This is a genomic window from Mucilaginibacter sp. P2_A4, from assembly GCF_056405015.1.
In genome coordinates, this window is sequence record NZ_JBFUCX010000004.1 from 395,665 (window position 1) to 415,302 (window position 19,638).

Annotated in this window: 16 protein-coding genes; 10 read left to right on the plus strand and 6 right to left on the minus strand. The window is 42.8% G+C overall.

From position 1 onward, the window contains the following. The first annotated feature begins 63 nt into the window (after positions 1-63). A complete protein-coding gene (gene ruvX, locus AC1DYB_RS10725; protein ID WP_477434749.1) occupies positions 64-474 on the plus strand; it encodes a Holliday junction resolvase RuvX in 411 nt (136 codons plus the stop codon). Between the two features lie 19 nt (positions 475-493). Here the strand turns inward: ruvX and AC1DYB_RS10730 are convergent, their stop codons facing one another. Beyond that, positions 494-1,714 (minus strand): 3-deoxy-D-manno-octulosonic acid transferase, encoded by a 1,221-nt coding sequence (locus tag AC1DYB_RS10730; RefSeq protein WP_477434752.1) that lies wholly within the window; start codon positions 1,712-1,714, stop codon positions 494-496. 139 nt (positions 1,715-1,853) lie between these two features. Between AC1DYB_RS10730 and AC1DYB_RS10735 the strand changes: the two genes are divergently transcribed. The 8 genes from AC1DYB_RS10735 (at position 1,854) to AC1DYB_RS10770 (ending at position 14,026) form a co-directional block, all read left to right on the plus strand. Beyond that, positions 1,854-3,167: a UDP-glucose dehydrogenase family protein gene (locus AC1DYB_RS10735; RefSeq protein ID WP_477390611.1), complete on the plus strand. Its 1,314-nt coding sequence runs from the start codon at positions 1,854-1,856 to the stop codon at positions 3,165-3,167. Continuing rightward, on the plus strand, positions 3,167-4,150 hold the full coding sequence (locus AC1DYB_RS10740; protein ID WP_295720705.1) for a UDP-glucuronic acid decarboxylase family protein: 984 nt from the start codon (positions 3,167-3,169) through the stop codon (positions 4,148-4,150). The genes AC1DYB_RS10735 and AC1DYB_RS10740 overlap by 1 nt, the downstream gene beginning before the upstream one ends. A 46-nt stretch (positions 4,151-4,196) precedes the next feature. Continuing rightward, entirely contained in the window at positions 4,197-5,219 is a 1,023-nt protein-coding gene (galE, locus tag AC1DYB_RS10745; protein WP_477390615.1) for a UDP-glucose 4-epimerase GalE, read from the plus strand. Between the two features lie 15 nt (positions 5,220-5,234). Beyond that, complete coding sequence (rfbB, locus tag AC1DYB_RS10750) at positions 5,235-6,287, plus strand: dTDP-glucose 4,6-dehydratase (RefSeq protein WP_477434754.1); 1,053 nt, start codon at positions 5,235-5,237, stop codon at positions 6,285-6,287. Positions 6,288-6,289: 2 nt separating this feature from the next. Next, entirely contained in the window at positions 6,290-7,030 is a 741-nt protein-coding gene (locus AC1DYB_RS10755; RefSeq protein WP_477434757.1) for a tyrosine-protein phosphatase, read from the plus strand. Positions 7,031-7,404: 374 nt separating this feature from the next. Then, positions 7,405-9,789 (plus strand): glycoside hydrolase family 3 C-terminal domain-containing protein, encoded by a 2,385-nt coding sequence (locus tag AC1DYB_RS10760; RefSeq protein WP_477434759.1) that lies wholly within the window; start codon positions 7,405-7,407, stop codon positions 9,787-9,789. Between the two features lie 318 nt (positions 9,790-10,107). Next, on the plus strand, positions 10,108-12,444 hold the full coding sequence (locus tag AC1DYB_RS10765; protein WP_477434761.1) for a glycoside hydrolase family 3 protein: 2,337 nt from the start codon (positions 10,108-10,110) through the stop codon (positions 12,442-12,444). A gap of 37 nt (positions 12,445-12,481) precedes the next feature. Further along, positions 12,482-14,026 (plus strand): carboxylesterase/lipase family protein, encoded by a 1,545-nt coding sequence (locus tag AC1DYB_RS10770; RefSeq protein ID WP_477434763.1) that lies wholly within the window; start codon positions 12,482-12,484, stop codon positions 14,024-14,026. On the opposite strand, the gene AC1DYB_RS10775 is transcribed toward AC1DYB_RS10770, so the two are convergent. From AC1DYB_RS10775 to AC1DYB_RS10795, 5 genes are all read right to left on the minus strand, one after another. Then, on the minus strand, positions 14,027-15,304 hold the full coding sequence (locus tag AC1DYB_RS10775) for an outer membrane beta-barrel protein (protein ID WP_477434765.1): 1,278 nt from the start codon (positions 15,302-15,304) through the stop codon (positions 14,027-14,029). Positions 15,305-15,387: 83 nt separating this feature from the next. Then, on the minus strand, positions 15,388-16,002 hold the full coding sequence (gene prfH, locus AC1DYB_RS10780; protein WP_477434767.1) for a peptide chain release factor H: 615 nt from the start codon (positions 16,000-16,002) through the stop codon (positions 15,388-15,390). A 7-nt stretch (positions 16,003-16,009) separates the two neighbouring features. Further along, positions 16,010-17,410 carry an RtcB family protein gene (locus AC1DYB_RS10785; protein ID WP_477434769.1) on the minus strand — a complete coding sequence of 467 codons (1,401 nt, stop codon included), beginning with the start codon at positions 17,408-17,410 and terminating at the stop codon, positions 16,010-16,012. A gap of 335 nt (positions 17,411-17,745) precedes the next feature. Next, a complete protein-coding gene (locus AC1DYB_RS10790; protein ID WP_477434771.1) occupies positions 17,746-18,045 on the minus strand; it encodes a winged helix-turn-helix domain-containing protein in 300 nt (99 codons plus the stop codon). After that, positions 18,042-18,647, minus strand: coding sequence for a hypothetical protein (locus tag AC1DYB_RS10795; protein WP_477434773.1), 606 nt, complete (start codon positions 18,645-18,647; stop codon positions 18,042-18,044). Before AC1DYB_RS10795 ends, AC1DYB_RS10790 begins: the two co-directional genes overlap by 4 nt. Positions 18,648-18,818: 171 nt before the next feature. Here AC1DYB_RS10795 and AC1DYB_RS10800 point away from each other — a divergent pair, with 171 nt between their 5' ends. Then, positions 18,819-19,637 carry a thiol-disulfide oxidoreductase DCC family protein gene (locus AC1DYB_RS10800; protein ID WP_477390635.1) on the plus strand — a complete coding sequence of 273 codons (819 nt, stop codon included), beginning with the start codon at positions 18,819-18,821 and terminating at the stop codon, positions 19,635-19,637. Position 19,638: the final 1 nt, after the last annotated feature.

The window sequence follows — 19,638 nt, forward strand, 5'->3', positions numbered from 1 at the left end:
ATAATATGAGAAATAATTTCCCAGGCCTTTCTCACCACCTTTCACATCTCCTATCTTTGCCAAATGAGAATAATGGCTTTTGATTACGGCACTAAGCGTATTGGCATTGCGGTTACCGATCCTTTGCAGATCATCGCCACCGGGTTGGATACGGTACATCCTATGTATATCATAGATTACCTGAAAACGTATTTTAAAACTGAGCAGGTTGAACGTTTCATCGTAGGCGAACCGAAACAGATGGATAACACGCCGTCACAATCGGCCATTCATGTTAAAGGCTTTGTGGGCCTGCTAAAAAAAACTTTTCCGGAGATTCCTGTCGAAATGCTGGATGAGCGTTTTACTTCAAAAATGGCTTCGGCGGTTATTGCGCAAAGCGGGATGAATAAAAAAGGCCGGCAGAATAAGGAGCTGGTTGATACCATATCGGCGGTGATATTACTGCAATCATATATGGGCAAATCGTACTAATAGGCCATCTTCCTGGTATTTAACCAATCTGAGTCATGATGCTATCTGTAGCCCCGGTATGTTCTTTTACATACGTCGCGGCCTTTTTACTGGTTATACTATAAAAAGCTTCATCGGTAGCAAGAGTATCAACAATACCTTTCAGCTGTGCAGCATCGTTGATGCTAAACCCGGCCTTTAAAGCTATTAATTCCCTTGCCTCGTTAAATTTTTGGTAATTAGGCCCAAATATTACCGGCAGGCCAAACGCAGCCGCCTCTAATGTGTTATGAATGCCGGCACCAAAACCACCGCCAATATAGGCAAGATCTCCGTACGCATATAAAAAAGACAACATACCAATATTATCAATAACCAGTGTAGTGTATGAGTGCTGATTGGAGTGTTCCTCTTTTTGAATTAACCCGGAGTATTTTATTGCCGAGCCTTTGGGTAATAAACCGATAAGGTTATTTATTCGTTCTTCCCCAATTTCATGTGGTGCAAAAATGAACTTCCAGTCGGGGTATAGTGCAGGTAGCGCAGCCAGTAATTCTTCATCCTGTGGCCAGGTACTGCCGGCAACAAAAACTTTTTTACCATTGGCAAATTGAGCAATGCCTGCTATCTCTTTTTGCTGCTGCGCATTAGCCCAAACCCTATCAAAACGGGTATCGCCGCTTACGGTTACATTGGTAAAGCCAATGTTTTGTAACAGCAGCTTTGATGCTTCATCCTGTAAAAAAAAGTGAGTTACAAAGCTCAATGTTTTACGGGAAAAGCTACCGAACCACTTAAAAAATATTTGCTTTGGCCTAAAAATTCCCGATATGATGAATAACGGCACCTGGTGTTTGTGCAGCTCGTTAAAGTAGTGGTACCAATATTCATATTTGGTAAAAACAGCCAATTCGGGCTGTATAGTATTGATAAACTGAGCGGCATTTGCAGCCGTATCTAAAGGCAGATAATACACAAAATCGGCAAGGGGGGTATTTTTCCTTATCTCATATCCAGACGGTGAAAAAAAACTGACAACGATTTTTTTATCGGGATGGAGGGCTCTCAACGCTTCTAAAATGGGCCTCCCCTGTTCAAATTCGCCGAGTGATGCAAAATGAAACCAAATACAACTATTTATACGTAAAAGATTTTGGTCTTTTCTCCCATTTATCCACTGGCTGGCTTTTTTATTAAAAAACGCCACTATATATATGGCAACAAAATATAACCTTAACCCAATATTATATAATAACACCATTTTAATTATGTTCGTTATCTTAGCCGGGGTTAAAAGTAGTAACAATTATTAATTACTGTAGTAGTAAAAACGAGGGGCTTAAAGCCTGCTTTAAATTAATGCGGGATTTAGAACTTAAACACTTAAAACAATATAAACAATGAAAATTGCTGTAATTGGTACCGGCTATGTTGGTTTGGTAACCGGGACGTGCTTAGCTGAAACCGGGAACGAGGTAGCCTGCGTAGATATAGTTGAAGAAAAAGTTAATAAGATGCGTGCTGGTCAAATGCCTATTTATGAACCGGGCCTTGATCTGTTATTTCACCGCAATATAAAACAGGAGAGGTTAACATTTACCACCAACCTTGCCGAAGCGATAGGTCCTGCAAAGGTTATATTTTTGGCATTGCCAACGCCTCCGGGCGCCGATGGCTCTGCCGACCTGAGTTACGTGCTTGGCGCCGCAAAAGATATAGCAAAGTTAATTACCGAGTATAAGGTTATCGTTACCAAATCAACCGTACCGGTTGGTACCGCGGATAAGGTTACAGCGATAATGAAAGCCAATACCGATATTCCCTTTGCGGTAGTATCAAACCCCGAATTTTTACGGGAAGGTGTGGCCGTTGAGGATTTTATGAAACCAGACAGGGTTGTTATTGGTACCATGGATGAAAAAGCGCGGGTGATTATGGGCGATCTTTATGCACCTTATGTGCGCCAGGGTAACCCTATCCTTTATATGGATGAGCGCTCATCCGAGCTTACAAAATATGCGGCCAATTCATTTCTTGCCACTAAAATCACTTTTATGAACGAGATTGCCAATATGTGCGAGCTGGTTGGCGCAGATGTGGATATGGTGCGTAAAGGCGTGGGAGCCGATGCCCGTATAGGCAAGCGTTTCCTGTTTCCGGGAGTTGGTTACGGCGGGAGTTGTTTCCCTAAAGATGTGCAGGCGCTTGCAAAATCGGCCGGAGAAAATAACTACGAATTTAAGATCCTGAACTCGGTGATGGAGGTTAACGAAACGCAGAAGAAGCGCCTGGTAGTTAAACTGCGGGACTATTATGGAGAGGACGGCTTAAAAGGCAAGAGGTTTGCGCTTTGGGGCCTTGCATTTAAACCAGAAACCGACGATATTCGTGAGGCACCTGCCTTATACATCATTGATGAGCTTTTGGCTGCGGGCGCATCCGTAATTGCTTATGACCCGGAAGGAATGCCAAACGTTAAGAAATTACTTGGCGATAAAATTGAATATGCTGCAGACAGGTACAGCGCGCTTGACGGCGCAGACGCCTTGTTGATCGTAACAGAGTGGCCGGTTTTCCGCACCCCTGATTTTGATTTCATGAAAGAAAAGTTAAATGCTCCTGTTATATTTGATGGTCGTAATCTTTACGATCTTGACAGGATGAAAGACCATGGGTTTTATTATAATAGTATCGGACGTAAAGTAATAAGTTAATGACAAACCGTAAAAGAATATTAATTACCGGAGCCGCCGGATTTTTAGGCTCGCACCTTTGCGACAGGTTTATTAAAGAAGGTTACCATGTAATTGGAATGGATAACCTGATAACAGGTGATTTGCGCAACATTCAACACCTTTTTAAGCTGGAGAATTTTGAGTTTTATAACCATGATGTTTCCACCTTTGTATTTGTTCCCGGCGAACTTCACTACATACTTCACTTTGCATCGCCGGCAAGCCCGATTGATTATTTAAAGATTCCTATCCAAACCCTAAAAGTAGGCTCATTAGGTACGCATAATTTGCTAGGTTTGGCCCGCTCAAAAGGAGCAAGGATGCTTATCGCTTCCACATCAGAAGTATACGGAGATCCAAACGTTAACCCACAACCAGAGGAATACTGGGGCAATGTAAATCCGGTTGGCCCACGCGGGGTATATGACGAAGCCAAGCGTTTCCAGGAAGCAATAACTATGGCTTATCATACTTTCCACGGTTTAGAGACACGTATCATACGGATATTTAACACCTACGGGCCGCGTATGCGATTGAATGACGGCCGCGTATTGCCAGCCTTTATTGGCCAGGCTTTAAGGGGCGAATCATTAACCATGTTTGGCGATGGCTCACAAACCCGTTCATTTTGTTATGTTGATGACCTTGTAGAAGGTATTTACAGGCTTTTACATAGTGATTATGCCCAGCCGATGAACATCGGTAATCCTGATGAAATAACCATCAGGCAGTTTGGTGAGGAAATCATCAAGCTAACAGGCACCGATCAAAAACTTATTAGCCTGCCATTACCAACAGATGATCCAAAACAGCGCCGTCCGGATATTACCAAGGCAAAGGCTATATTGGGCTGGGAACCAAAGGTTTCCAGGAGCGAGGGCTTAAAGATCACATTGGATTACTTTAAATCATTACCTGCAACAGAAATAAACCACAAGGATTTTACGTACTATAATAAATAGCAACCTTATTCCTGTTAAAGGAATAGCTTTAATACATGCACCATAAATGAAGATATTAGTAACAGGCGGCCTGGGTTTTATAGGCTCCCACACCGTTGTTGAATTAGTAAATGCAGGTTATGAACCTGTTATTGTTGACGATCTTTCCAACTCTGACCCTAAGATTTTAGATCAGCTGGCCAAAATCATTGGCTACAAACCGGTTTTTCACAAACTCGATCTTTGTGATGAGGCCAGTGTAAAGGCTTTGACTATTGCCGAGCCAGATGTTGCAGGTATCATTCATTTCGCTGCTTTTAAAGCGGTAGGCGAATCGGTGCAAAAACCGCTCAAATACTATCGTAATAATTTTTATTCGCTTATTAATTTATTGGATGCATATTATGGCAAGCCATTAAATTTTGTGTTTTCATCAAGCTGTACCGTTTACGGGCAGCCAGAGCATTTGCCGGTAAATGAAGAAGCCCCTGTGCAACCTGCTCAATCGCCTTATGGCAATACTAAACAAATTGCCGAGGAAATACTGAAAGACATGATTGCGTCTGGTACAAGTAGCTATAAAGTTGTATCATTAAGATATTTTAACCCGGTTGGTGCCCATGAAACAGCACTTATAGGCGAGTTGCCAATTGGTGTGCCTCAAAACCTGGTACCATTTATCACGCAAACGGCCATTGGCAAACGCCAAAAACTCACTGTTTTTGGTAATGACTACGATACCCCGGATGGAAGCTGTGTTCGCGACTATATCCACGTGGTTGACTTGGCTAAAGCTCACGTGGCTGCGCTAAGGTTGTTGGAGAAAAAAGAAGATCAAAGCTACGATGTATTTAATATAGGTACAGGCCAGGGCAATACCGTGTTGGGTGTTATAAAGGCTTTTGAACGCGCTACTGGTGTAAAAGTAAATTACGAAGTTGGCCCCCGCCGGCCCGGCGATGTGGAGAAGGTTTGGGGTGATGTAACCAAATCTGCCAATAAATTAGGCTGGAAGACAGAGTTGGGGATTGAAACCATGATGTCATCTGCCTGGGAATGGGAAAAATACATATCTCAAAATCCGTTATAAATTAAAATTCAGCTAATGCAAAAGATCATTATTACGGGTGGCGCTGGTTTTATAGGCTCGCATGTGGTGCGCCGGTTTGTTAAAACCTATCCAAACTATACCATTATTAATTTAGATAAATTAACATACGCGGGCAACCTCGAAAATTTAAGAGATATTGAGAATGAGCCCAATTACAGGTTTGTAAAAGGCGATATTGTAGATCTTGAATTTATAAATAATCTTTTCGAAACAGAAAAACCAGATGCAGTGATCCACCTTGCGGCAGAATCGCATGTGGATAGATCAATTACCAATCCGCTGGAGTTTGTGATGACCAATGTGGTAGGAACCGTTAACCTGCTGAATGTTGCCCGCGAAAGCTGGAAAGGACGCTACGATCAAACCCGTTTTTACCATGTATCAACAGATGAGGTTTATGGCACTTTGGGCGAAGATGGGATGTTTACGGAGGAAACAGCTTATGATCCGCATTCGCCATACTCAGCATCAAAGGCCAGTTCTGATCATTTTGTAAGAGCTTACCAGGATACTTATGGGCTCAATACGGTGATATCAAATTGCTCAAATAACTACGGGTCTTTTCATTTTCCGGAGAAGCTGATTCCCCTGGCCATTAACAATATCAAACAAAGCAAGCCCGTTCCTGTTTATGGAAAGGGCGAGAACATTCGCGATTGGCTTTGGGTAGAGGATCATGCAAGGGCGATAGATGTAATTTTTCATAAGGCAAAAGCCGGAGAAACATATAACATAGGCGGCCACAATGAGTGGAAAAATATCGACCTGATCAACTTACTGTGTACTATCCTGGATAATAAACTGGGCAGGGAAGCGGGTGATTCTGCAAAACTAATTACTTATGTAACAGACAGGGCCGGACATGATATGCGTTATGCCATTGATTCATCAAAATTGAAGAATGACCTGGGCTGGGTTCCAACAATAACTTTTGAAGAGGGATTGGAAAAAACCGTAGATTGGTACCTCGCCAATGAGGAGTGGCTGCAAAATGTTACATCAGGTAACTACCAGCAATATTATAAAGGGCAGTATACTAACCGGTAACTATGTTTGGGTTATTTAAAAAGAAAAAAGAGAGAAAAGAAGTGAATTTCAATTATGATTCTATCATGGTTGATATGCATTCACATGTTTTGCCCGGAATAGACGATGGCGCAAAAACACCACAGGATTCCGTTATACTTATCCGTAAGATGATGGATCTGGGTATAAAAAAGATTATTGCCACCCCCCACGTGATGATCGATTTTTACAGGAACACGCCGGAAACAATTGCAAGTTCATTGGAAAGCTTGAAAGCGGAGTTGAAAAAGGAAAACATAGATATACCTATTGAAACGGCTGCAGAGCATTATTTTGATGAAACATTTGAACAGCGTGTAGCTGATGGTAAATTAATGACCATGGGCGATAATTATGTGCTGTTTGAGTTTTCTTTTATCAACCAGCCACCTAATGTTATACCTGTTCTACAAAAAATGAATGATATGGGTTATAAACCCATCTTAGCCCATCCGGAAAGGTATCCATATATGGATCTTGAGCAATACAAAAACATACAGGGCTGGGGATGCAGCATGCAATTGAATACCATATCATTAACAGGCTATTATGGAAAAGAAGTAAAAAAACTGGCCGAAATGCTTATCGATAATAATATGATCGATTTCATATCAAGTGATATGCACCATGAAAAACACGCTTCCGCATTAAAAGATGCCCTGCGCTGCTCATACACCGAAAAGCTTCTGTTTGATACTCCGTTAAAGAATAAGCTTCTTTTTTAGGAGCAAGGATTTTTGGAGCAAGGAATAAGGATTTTTGAATGAGGGGTTTTTGAACGACAGGATGTTCGGACAAACGATTTAAATGAAAAGGCACCCAACTGAGGTGCCTTTTTTATTTTTAATGCCTCTGCCCCCCAAAAGTATCCAGCGCCAAAAATCCTTGTTCCTTCATCCCAAAGTCCGATAGTCCTTTGTCTGAACGTCCAAAAATCCTTGTTCCTTGCTCCAAATATCCTCCATCCAAAAATCTTCCAAACACTTGCAATTACAAAAGATAATATATACTATTGTGTTATATTGACACAATGTTGTTATTTGCTGTTAATAAACAAGTTATAGCCAATTATTACACACCAATTTTTTAACCTTTAATCATGAAGATAAGCTACAGATTTAATGTTGCTATTGTAATTATGTGGGCTACCGGAAGTTTAATCTCCACGGTGCAGGCTCAAAGTGAAAAACAGCCGCTGCAATTGCGCGCAAATAATGTTAAGCAGATAGTGGCTGCGATGACATTAGAAGAAAAATCAAAACTTGTAGTAGGCATGGGCTTTAAAATGCCGGGTATGCCGCCGCCTGTTAAAGGGAAAAAGCCGGAAGCCATAGATATTGGTGGCTTTAAATTGCCTCCATCTGATCCTGATGCCTATAATATTCCTGAAAAAGTTCCGGGTGCTGCCGGTCGTACCCATGCCATCCCTCGTTTGGGCATCCCATCAATGACGGTATCTGATGGCCCTGCAGGCTTACGTATAGAGCCTATCCGCGATGGCGACAAATCAAAAACATACTATGCAACCGCCTTCCCTGTTGCAACTCTGCTTGCCAGCAGCTGGGACACCGAGCTGGTAAACAAAGTGGGCGTAGCTTTCGGTAATGAGGTGCGCGAATACGGAGTGGATATTTTATTGGCTCCGGGCTTAAACATTCACCGTAACCCATTGGGTGGCCGTAACTTTGAATATTATTCAGAAGATCCACTGGTTGCCGGTAACATGACCGCGGCCATTGTGCGCGGAATACAATCAAACGGCGTAGGTACATCTATAAAACACTATGCTGCCAATAACCAGGAAACTAATCGCAACTCCATCAACACTATTGTAAGTGAAAGAGCCATGCGCGAGTTGTATTTGAAAGGCTTCGAGATCGCTGTAAAAAAATCACAACCGTGGACGGTGATGTCATCATACAATAAACTTAACGGCACCTTTACTTCACAAAGGCATGACCTGCTTACAACCGTGTTAAAAAAGGAATGGGGCTTTAAAGGTTTTGTAATGACCGATTGGTTTGGTGGCGCTGATGCCGTAGCGCAAATGAAGGCGGGAAATGACCTGATTATGCCGGGAAGTCCCAGCCAATCTGACGACATTGTGGCCGCGGTTAAGAAAGGTACTTTAAATATCGCGCAACTGAATGCCAACGTGGAGCGGATGCTGAATGTGATTGTTAAATCGCCGTCGTTTACAAAATATAAATACTCTGACGCGCCGGATTTGGCCGGACATGCCAAGGTAGCCCGCGAGGCTGCTGCCCAGGGTATGGTGTTGCTGAAAAATGACGATCATGCTTTACCTATACTTTCCGCAAAAAGGGTGGCTGTGTTTGGCAATACCTCCTATGATATTATCGCCGGCGGTACCGGTAGCGGCGATGTAAACAAGGCCTATACTATTTCTTTAATGCAGGGTTTAAGTAATGCCGGTTTCAAATTACAGGAAACCTTGTCAAAAAACTACGGCACTTACCTGGCTGATATGAAATTAAAACAGCCTAAGCCTAAAAACTTCTTTGATCACCCCGCTCCTATCCCCGAAATGGATGTGAAAGGCATTGTAGGAGATGAAGCAAACGGTGCTGATATAGCTTTGATAACCCTTGGCCGGAATGCCGGTGAAGGTGCCGACAGAAAACTGGAAGGCGATTACTATTTAAATGATGCTGAGAAGGGATTAATTAAAGAAGTTGCAGCAGCATTTCATGCAAAGGGTAAAAAAGTAGTTGTAGTATTAAATATTGGTGGTGTTATTGAAGTTGCCAGCTGGCGCGATGAGGTAGATGGCATATTGCTGGCATGGCAACCCGGCCTTGAAGCTGGTAATGCTATCGCTGATGTTTTGAGTGGTACGGTTAATCCATCTGGTAAATTGGCTACAACTTTCCCAATGGAGTATAAGGATGTTCCATCGGCCAATAATTTCCCTGGTACCCCGATGCCTAAGCCAGAGTCTGTTACTTATGAGGAAGGAATTTATGTAGGTTATCGTTATTATGATGCTGCTAAAATTAAACCGGCTTATGAATTTGGATATGGTTTATCATACACTAAATTTAAATTCAGCGACCTGAAATTAAGTTCAACCGATTTTGTGACGAGCATTACCGCGACCATCACCGTTAAAAACACAGGCGATATTGCAGGTAAAGAAGTGGTACAGCTTTACATCGGCGCACCTAAAAAGGATCTGGATAAACCAGAGCAGGAGTTAAAGGCATTTGTCAAAACCCGTTTACTGGCTGCCGGCGAATCGCAAACCATGACCTTTATTATCAAGGCTGCTGACCTTGCCTCTTTTTATACTGACAGGGAGGCCTGGATTGCAGACAAGGGTAAATATGAGGTAAAACTTGGTTCATCATCAAGAGAGATTGAAGAAAAAGCATCTTTTAAACTGGCTAAGGATATCACCGTTGAAAAGGTTAACAAGGCGTTGACGCCGCAGGTTGCTATTAAAGAATTGAAGATGAAGTAACACGGTGTTATTGCAAAATGATAAACTTCGTAAGTCTGGGATTCTGCAAATGAGGTTTTGAAAAATTTGTCATCCTGAACGCAGTGAAGGATCTATTTGCAGGCTTTACAGGGCGAAGAAGCATAGCGAATAATAGATCCTTCACTGCGTTCAGGATGACAAAAAGAAATTTTTGAATATTAAGATTGCTTCCCGCCTCGCAAACACAATATTTTTAACACATAATAACTATCTAAACTATGCCATTGCAACCAAGTGTTGCAATGGCTTTTATAGGTACAAGGCAATTATAAACACTAACCAACTAATATAATTTTCATGGCTAATCAAATAAAATTTATTGCGCTGCTATCGCTGCTGCCCGCAACCGCTGCTATGGCTCAAACCAAATGGACCGAAAAAAAATCGGGAGATGTTGTTTTTGTGACCAATGCCGGGGGGCAGCAATTGGGTTATGCAACTACATCTGGTGTTAAAATATTAACTGTTGATGGCTTGGCTTTTAAGGATCTGAACAAGAATGGTAAGCTGGATAAATATGAAGACTGGCGTTTACCGGTTGATGTAAGGGCAAAAGACCTGGCATCAAAAATGAGTGTTGATCAAATAGCGGGTTTAATGCTGTATAGCAAGCATCAGCCTATTCCGGCCGCTCCGGCTGGGCCGTTTGCAGGGACCTATGGTGGAAAGAAATTTACCGAAAGTGGCGCCAATCCCTATGACCTTTCCGATCAGCAGAAAGAGTTTTTGGCAAAGGATAATGTAAGGCATGTTTTAATCACGTCGGTACAAAGCCCGGAGATTGCCGCACAATGGAATAATAAAGCGCAGGCTTTTGTAGAAGGTCTGGGTTTGGGTATCCCAAACAATAACAGCTCCGACCCTCGCCATGGCACGGTTGCCACTGCGGAGTATAATGCAGGCGCTGGTGGCGCCATTTCCATGTGGCCTGGTTCATTAGGTTTCGCGGCAACATTTGACCCCAAAATTGTAGAGAACTTTGGCCATGTAGCCGCGTTGGAATATCGGGCCCTGGGTATTGCTACGGCCTTATCGCCGCAGGTTGATATCGCTACCGAGCCCCGCTGGGCGCGGGTAAGCGGCACTTTTGGCGAAGACCCGCAATTGTCTGCTGATATGGCGCGCGGGTATATTGATGGTTTCCAGACCTCCACGGGCGACAAAGAAATTAATGGCGGCTGGGGTTACGGCAGTGTAAATGCCATGGTAAAACACTGGCCTGGCGGTGGCGCAGGCGAGGGCGGCAGGGATGCCCATTATGGTTACGGCAAGTACGCAGTATATCCGGGTAATAACTTTAAGCAACATTTAATCCCTTTTACCGAAGGTGCTTTTAAGTTGAATGGAAAAACGGGAATGGCTGCATCGGTTATGCCTTATTATACCATATCATTTAACCAGGATACCAAAAACAAAGAGAATGTTGCCAACAACTACAACTCCTATATCATCAATGATCTGCTGCGCAAAAAATACAAGTTTGATGGCGTAGTTTGTACCGACTGGCTGGTTACCGGCGATGAAACCGCTGTTGATGTTTTCCTATCCGGAAAGTCATGGGGTGTTGAGGGGCTTTCTGTGGCGCAACGGCACTATAAAATTTTGATGGCAGGTGTTGATCAGTTCGGTGGAAATAACGTGGTAGCGCCGGTTATAGCGGCTTACCAGATGGGCGTAAAAGAACATGGTGAGGCTTTTATGCGCGCCAGGTTTGAGCTATCGGCCGTGCGTTTGCTGCGTAATATATTGAGGACCGGGTTATTTGAAAATCCCTACCTGGATACCGAAGCTTCTAAAAACGTTGTAGGTAACCCGGAATTTATGAATGCGGGATACGAGGCTCAGCTTAAATCAATAGTGATGCTGAAGAACAAGGGCAATATATTGCCCTTACAAAAGGGAAAAACGGTTTATGTACCTAAAAAATTCACACCAGCCGGACGTAATTTTTTAGGAATGGAAACACCCGAAAAGCTGGAATACCCCGTGAACATGGAAACCGTAAAAAAATACTTTAACGTTACCGAAAACCCGGATGAGGCCGACTATGCGTTAGTATTCATCAACAGCCCTAACAGCGGCGGCGGCTACAATAGCCAGGATGCCAAAAACGGCGGAACGGGTTATGTGCCTATCAGTTTGCAATATGGCGAGTATACTGCTAATGACGCGCGTGCCACAAGCATTGCCGGGGGCGATCCGTTGGAGAAATTTACCAACCGTACTTATAAAGGCAAATCATCTACAGCTATAAATATTACCGATCTTGGAATGGTTAATGACACCTATTCAAAAATGAAAGGCAAGCCGGTTATTGTTTCGGTAAACATGGCCAACCCGATGGTGTTTTCGGAATTTGAGAAAAACGCGAATGCTATTGTAGTTGATTTTGGTGTACAGGGGCAGGCAACTTTAGATATCCTTACCGGTAAAAATGAGCCATCGGCATTATTGCCAATGCAAATGCCTGCCGATATGAGAACAGTAGAGCAACAATTTGAAGATGTGCCACATGATATGAAATGTTATAGTGATGACCAGGGTCATATTTATGATTTTGGTTATGGATTAAACTGGAAAGGTATCATAAATGATGCCCGCACTGTTAAGTATAAAACAAATATAAAGCCGTAATTTTAAAATGTTATAGCACTGTATAAATATTATCTATATGAAAAATTACTATCTATTGATTTTATCGATATTTATTTCTTGTTCATCATTGCATGCGCAAGGTAATAGCCTGGATGTGGTAAAAACCAATGCCGGGCTAATATCGGGCAGTGTAAATGCCGATGGCAACGTTCATATATTTAAAGGAATCCCTTTTGCCGCGCCGCCTGTTGGTGATTTACGATGGAAAGAGCCACAGCCGGTGAAGCCCTGGGAAGGAATAAAAAAATGTAATGCATTTTCGGCCAGCCCGATGCAGGGTAAACCCGATGAGTTTGGTGTTTACACCCGTGAGTTTTTGATTCCTTACGAGCCCATTAGCGAAGATTGCCTGTACCTGAATGTTTGGACTAACGCCACATCATCTGCAGAGAAAAAAGCAGTTTTGGTTTATATATATGGTGGAGGTTTTGGATCAGGTGGGGCGGCAGTACCCATTTATGATGGAGAGGCAACAGCCAAAAAAGGGGTTGTTTTTGTAGTGATCAACTACCGGGTTGGCATCTTTGGTTTCTACTCGCATCCGGAATTGACGAAAGAATCGGGCCATAACGCGTCAGGTAATTATGGCTTGATGGATCAGCTGGCAGCCCTGAAATGGGTAAAGCAAAATATAAAAAGCTTTGGCGGAGACCCTGATAATGTTACTATAGCGGGGCAATCCGCAGGATCAATGAGTGTGAACTGTTTGGTGGCGTCGCCTTTGGGTAAAGGCTTGTTCCAAAAGGCTATTGCCGAAAGTGGAGCGAGTTTTATAGCAGGACCGTTTGGCGGCACAACATTGCAAAAAGCAGAAGGGGATGGTGTTAAGGTTGCCAAATCATTAGGGGCTAATTCCATTGCCGAAATGCGAAGCAAATCAGCGGCAGAGCTGGTTAATAAATCGCAAAGCAGACCAATTATTGATGGCTATGTTTTGCCGGCTGCAATAGCTCAGATTTTTGCAGATAACAAAGAAAACCATGTTCCCCTGTTAACAGGGTGGAACGAGGACGACGCCTTTGTTGGTAAACTTAAAAACGCCGAAGATTATAAAAAAGAGGTAGCCGGTCAATATGGTGATAAAGCGCCTGTATTTTTGAAGCACTTTCCCGCCGGTACAGATGCGGAAGCAGAAAGATCACAGATAAATATTAACCGCGATCAGATTTTTGGCATACAGAATTATACCTGGGCCAACGTGCAAAGTACCAAGGGCAAAGCGAAAGTTTATCTTTACCGTTTTACCCGTCGCCTGCCCGCTACGGCCGATTTTGTAAAATACGGCGCGTTCCATACCGGCGAGGTTGCTTATGCGTACGATAACCTTAAATTTCTGAATCGCCCCTGGGAACCGGTCGACCAGGAGCTGGCAACTGCGATATCAACTTACTGGGCAAACTTTGCAAAAACAGGCAATCCCAATGGAAAGGGATTGCCTGTTTGGCCTGCTTATAATACAAGCGATAACCAGGTGATGATATTGGGCGAAAAGCCGGCGGCTCAATCATTGCCCGATAAAGCAGCTTTGGATTTTATGGTTAATCAAATGAGCGGCAAATAATTATTTACCCCAATAGTAATTGAGGCCAAAATCAAAGCCTTTTATCCTGATCTCGGGAACCTGGCTGATATCTGGCTGGTTTGCTGGTAAAAAGTAGTTAATATTAATATCCCATTTACGCCCAATATTGATGCCTGCTTTTGGTGCAAACTGGAACCATAAGTTGGTGGCAGATTGATACTTATCTTCGGCGGTATAGCTTAATGTAGGTACATCATTTTTCACTGTAGTTTTATTACTGCTTGCCGGGTAATGCGAATAATTGATATTTATACCCGCGCCCAGGTAAAACTTAAAGTTATCGGCATTATAAAAATTGTAAATGAGTTGTGGCCTTAAAGAAACAGTTTGTTGATCAAGCTTTAAAATTTTGGTACTAACAGTTGTTGGGGATGGGTCAATAACGGTGATCTCGCCTTTTGCCGCGGTAAAACTAAGCTCTGTTCTGAAAAGCAGGCGGCCAACATTTGGGTTAAATGGCGCATCAATACCAATGCTTATTTTAGGTAAATAAGATGTTTTAGTGCTTCGGGTAGTTCCGATGCCCGGCGTCGTAACATAATTGAAGTTGCTTATGTTGATGCCAACGCCGGCAAAAAGACGAACAGCTGGCTGAGTGCTTAATGCGGCAGTGCTCTTAGCTGGATCCTGGTTATTTAGTTCGGCAATAATTTTATCAAGCGCCTTCTGGGTATATTTTGCATGAACAATATTGTCGGTTACATCAAAGTTTTCGGGCCTGTATTTTTTTGCCAGTTCAATAAGCTGCATGCTATAGCCGTTTTTTGATTTCATTGTCGCCGTTTTAGAATCGTAGTAGGGCTGGTACGAGAGTTCCCGGGCAGGTTCCGTGCTTTTATTATCGATGATATAGTAACGTGTTTTTACTTCATCGGCCAGCGAGAACAGGGATACGTTATCGCCCTTGCGCAGTTGCTTTAAAAAAACATCCTCAATTACGGTAGTACTGTCAATTTCGCTCTTCATGGTTTGCAGTTCTGTTCTCCCCATGCTTACAGATACATGGGCCGACTGGTATGCTTCAAATCCAGAAACCTCAAAAAAACGCAGGTCCGTGGGCTTAAAATTCTGAACCTTGTCATTAAGTGTGGGTTTAAAACCCACGCTCGACGGATTATAGATCCAGTCTTTATAGTTAATATATCCATTGATGGTCTCGCCTTTGGCAGTAATTATAAAGCCAGCCTTGTAATTTGTTTGCGCAATGGCGGCGGTATAAAAAAAGAGGAAGGATAAGAAAAGGTAAAAATATTTCATTTAATAAGGGATAAGTTGTTTTACTATGCCAGTGAAAATACGTTATTGTTGATTTTTTTTATAAAATATTTAATAATAGTTATTTATAGTTTTTGCCTGATTGTTTTTATCGCATTGCCGCGCGCCAACAAATGGTGTGCTATCCATTGGCTTTCAAGTTGTGCAATTTGTTTTTCTGCTTGCATTGCCATCAACTTTGCTTCCATCCTTTCCATACAGAGTTTTTTGTTTTGCAACTGCGACCGGCTATCCATTGCCTGTACCTGGATGCCGGTTGGGATATGTGTGCCTCGCACCGCGGTTTCTACCTTATTTACATTTTGCCCTCCCGGGCCAGATGCGCGCATGGTTTCAAATCTTACATCATTGGGATTAAAGGCAACCTTTTCGGCAACAGTAAATACTCCAACGCCAACAAACCAGTTTTTTCGCTTATGAAATTTACGGTAAGGGCTTTGCGCTATCCATTGTATGGTGCCGTTCCATTCCTTGATAAAAGCATCCAGATCATCGCCCTGCAATAACAAGGTTGATGATAGCAGGGTGCCATCCAGTTCGGCTTTTTTATTATCGATAAGGTTTAGGGTGATACCTGGAGGGAATGTCTGTTTCAGCATCAATTCCTGTACTTTGGCAACTACCCGGCAACATTCCAACGGGCCTTTGCCTGCTGTTATTTGTATAATTAGTTTTTTCATTTTTCTTTTATTCTTTATTCATGCGTACAATACGTGGCATAAATTTGCCTTGTATTTCAACCAGTTCTGCCTGGGCTTTCATTACCGTTTCAATATCCTTATAGGCAAAAGGATTCTCCTCAATGCTGCCATCTAAAAGGGTTACGCCGGCATCAGCCAGCATTTTTTTCATGGCTGATTTGGTGCTGCTTGCCTTTGCGTCCTGCCTGCTCATAGCCCGCCCTGCCCCATGCGACGCGGAGTTTAATGCATCTGTACTGCCTTTGCCCATTACCAAATAAGCGGGTGTTGCCATACTTCCCGGAATAATACCCAATTCGCCAACATGCGCGGGTGTGGCTCCTTTGCGGTGGATGATGGCTTCGGTACCATCTGCAAGTTTGTCTTTCCATGCAAAATTGTGATGGTTCGCTATCTTAACCAATGCTTTTAATCCCAATGCTTTCAACAGGTTGATATGGATGCGATCATGACAGGCTTTGGCATAATCACCGGCGAGGGTCATGCTAAGCCAGTACTCCTGCCCTGCTTCGGTATCCAGATCGAGCCAGGCCAAAGGCTGTGCTTCGCGGGGGAGCTTACAGGTATTCATCGCTACCTGGGTATAATAGCGTGCGATATTAGCGCCCAGGCCACGACTGCCCGAGTGCGACAATAAAGCCAGGTAAGTTTTAGCAGGCAAGCCCGTTGCGTTATGTTCAGGTAGTTCTATCGTTCCAAATTCCACAAAATGGTTGCCCCCTCCCGATGTGCCTAATTGCTGCACCGCTTTTCCGTGCAGTTTCTTAAGCAGGTGGGTTTCGGCAAACAAGGGACTTTCCAATACCTCATGATCTTGAGGCACAGTTAGTTCCCCTTCCATGCCAAAATGAGTCCAATTCCCCAATGACTGTTTTATTTGATGTTCATATCGTTTGATGAATTTTTCATCTGCATCAATAATGGTTAAAGCCATGCTGCAACCAATATCCATTCCTACACCGTAAGGTATTACCGCATTTCGGGTAGCCAGTACACCACCAATAGGCAGACCATAGCCGCTATGTGCATCGGGCATTAAAGCACCCTGGATGCTTATGGGTAATGATAAGGCAAGTTGTATTTGTTTTTTGGCTGCTGCCTCAATTTCATCCACGCCATAAATTTTTAGTGGTGCGGGTTCTCCCATTAGCTTAAATGTATTTGCATCCAGCGAGGGAGCGGCTTTTGTAAATGCCCCGGCTATTTTTTGAAGGTTAGTGTGGCTTATATATGTTGCAGGGCTATTCCGTACATCTGTTAATAATGCGATGACATCTGCTTTATCGTGATGCTTATAGTATTTGGCTATGGTGTTGATGGTTATGCTTTTCAGCCTGTCATCGGTGTAGCCTATTTTATCTAATTCTTTTGTTGTTAAATTGCCCATTTGGGTGCCTATCGGACTTTACGCTTTAATATTTTCTTTGATCTGTTGTGGTTTTCAATTCATCCGCGCTGCGGGTATACCCTTTGTGGGATAGTTCAAAGCAGGCCAGGAAAAACTCAGGAACGAACAAGGTTGTGATCCGATCAAACGATCGATTCAAACAGTTTCAAAAAAACAATAGAAAGCTTGTCCGCCTTAAAAAGGCAGTTGAACTAAAGGGATGTGTTGGAGATACTCTGTGTCATGATTCCTAATAATTAAAGGGTTAACAATTATGGAACTGGTACAAAGATGGGAAATTTTTTAAAAGAAACAAGATTTGATTTAGAAACCAGCTATCTCTGCTGTTTTATTAAGTTTTCAAGGGCCTTTAAATGGAGCCTGAAAGCGGCGCGGCCTTGCTCAGAAGCAAGGTATTTGGTATTTGGTTTGCGGCCTATAAAGCTTTTTTGCACCTGGATATATTCTTCCTTTTCCAATGCTTTTAAATGAGATGCCAGGTTGCCATCTGTTACATCAAGCAGATCTTTAAGCGAATTAAAATCATAGCTTTCATTGGCAACCAATACGCTCATGATTTGCAGGCGAATGCGGTTTTCAAAGGCTTTATCAAATTGTTCTAACGAGATCTTCACTTATTAAATTTAAAATGCATTATGGTACCATATATAATGTGGAGCAAACCAAAACCGACAGTCCAGAATATTAAACCATAGCCCGGCATTAATGCACACAGCAAACCTAATAAAATCTCCAGTATCCCCAATCCTTTTACCCCCGAATAAGTGTAATGGCTGCCTGCAACCAGTGCCAGTCCATAAAAAATAAGAGTGGCCGGGGCAACGATGCCATAATACCCGCGGTAGATCAATATAAAAGTGAACAGGCCACCGCCGATGAGCGGGATAGCCATATTGATGAGTAAGCGCTTGCTGCCGGTGTTCCAAAATGGCTGCCCGTTCTTTTTGGCGTTCCTGGCAGATAACCAGATGCAGGTACCTATGGACAGTACTAATACAGCAAAGGCTACAATAACTAATTGTGAGACTACATCGACATCTTTAAGTAGAATGCCATTGCTTTCATTGGTAAGTATTTCATAGCCGATGCCTGCCCCTATAATGGCGTAAATGCCTGCCATTACTCCCGAAAGGCCACTAAGTGAAATAAATTTGGCTGAGCGTTCCATCAGGTTGCGGATGGAACTTAATTCGGCATGAATGTCTTGATCTTTCATTAAAAGCACTTTGTTTTTCAAAGCTATGTATATATTTTATAATAGCAAAATGGCGGGGAAAGTTTTTTATCACAACAGGCATTAATTATATTTTCAGTATTTATTGAAAGTTTAAAATAAAATGTATATTTGTCTTGTCGTAACACAACAACAACAACAAACTCATATACAATGAAAACCCTTAAAAACCATGTGGTACTTTTCGATGCGGAATGCCCCATGTGCAGTATGTATACCAATGCCTTTGTTAAAACTGGCATGCTGGATAATAACGGTCGCGAAGCTTACCAAACCATACCCCAAAATATCTGCCCTGTTTATGATCGCCAGCGCGCTGTTAATGAAATAGCGTTGCTGGATATGAAAAGCGGTGAAGTTACCTACGGCATCAAAAGCCTTTTTAAAATCCTGGGTAATGCCTGGCCGCTGTTTACTCCCCTATTCGCTTTCAAACCTTTTGTTTGGTTCATGAGCAAGGTTTACGCTTTCATCTCTTACAACAGGCGGGTGATCATTCCGCCAACAAAGGAAGATGCCGCTTTTGCTTATCAGCCCACTTTTAAGGTGCACTATCGCATAGCATTCCTATTGTTTACCTGGTTTTGCACCGGGTTTATATTAACCAGGTATGCCCAATTATTAGTAGGAATGGTTCCTTTGGGTAATGCCTACCGGGAATACATCATCTGCGGCGGGCAAATAATTTTTCAGGCTTTGGTGATTAGCACCTACGCAAGGGAAAAAATCTGGACCTATCTTGGTAATATGATGACCATCTCTTTTGCAGGTAGTTTATTGCTGCTCATTCCCTTGGCCATAAGCCATTGGTTTACATTAGTCCCGTTTGTTTATACCTTGTGCTTTATGGGTGTTGCTGGTTTGATGTTCCTGGAGCACATCCGCAGAACAAAACTGCTTGGGCTGGGTTGGGCAATGACCATTACCTGGGTAAGCTACCGCATTGTTTTATTAGTGTTGATCTTAAACTGAA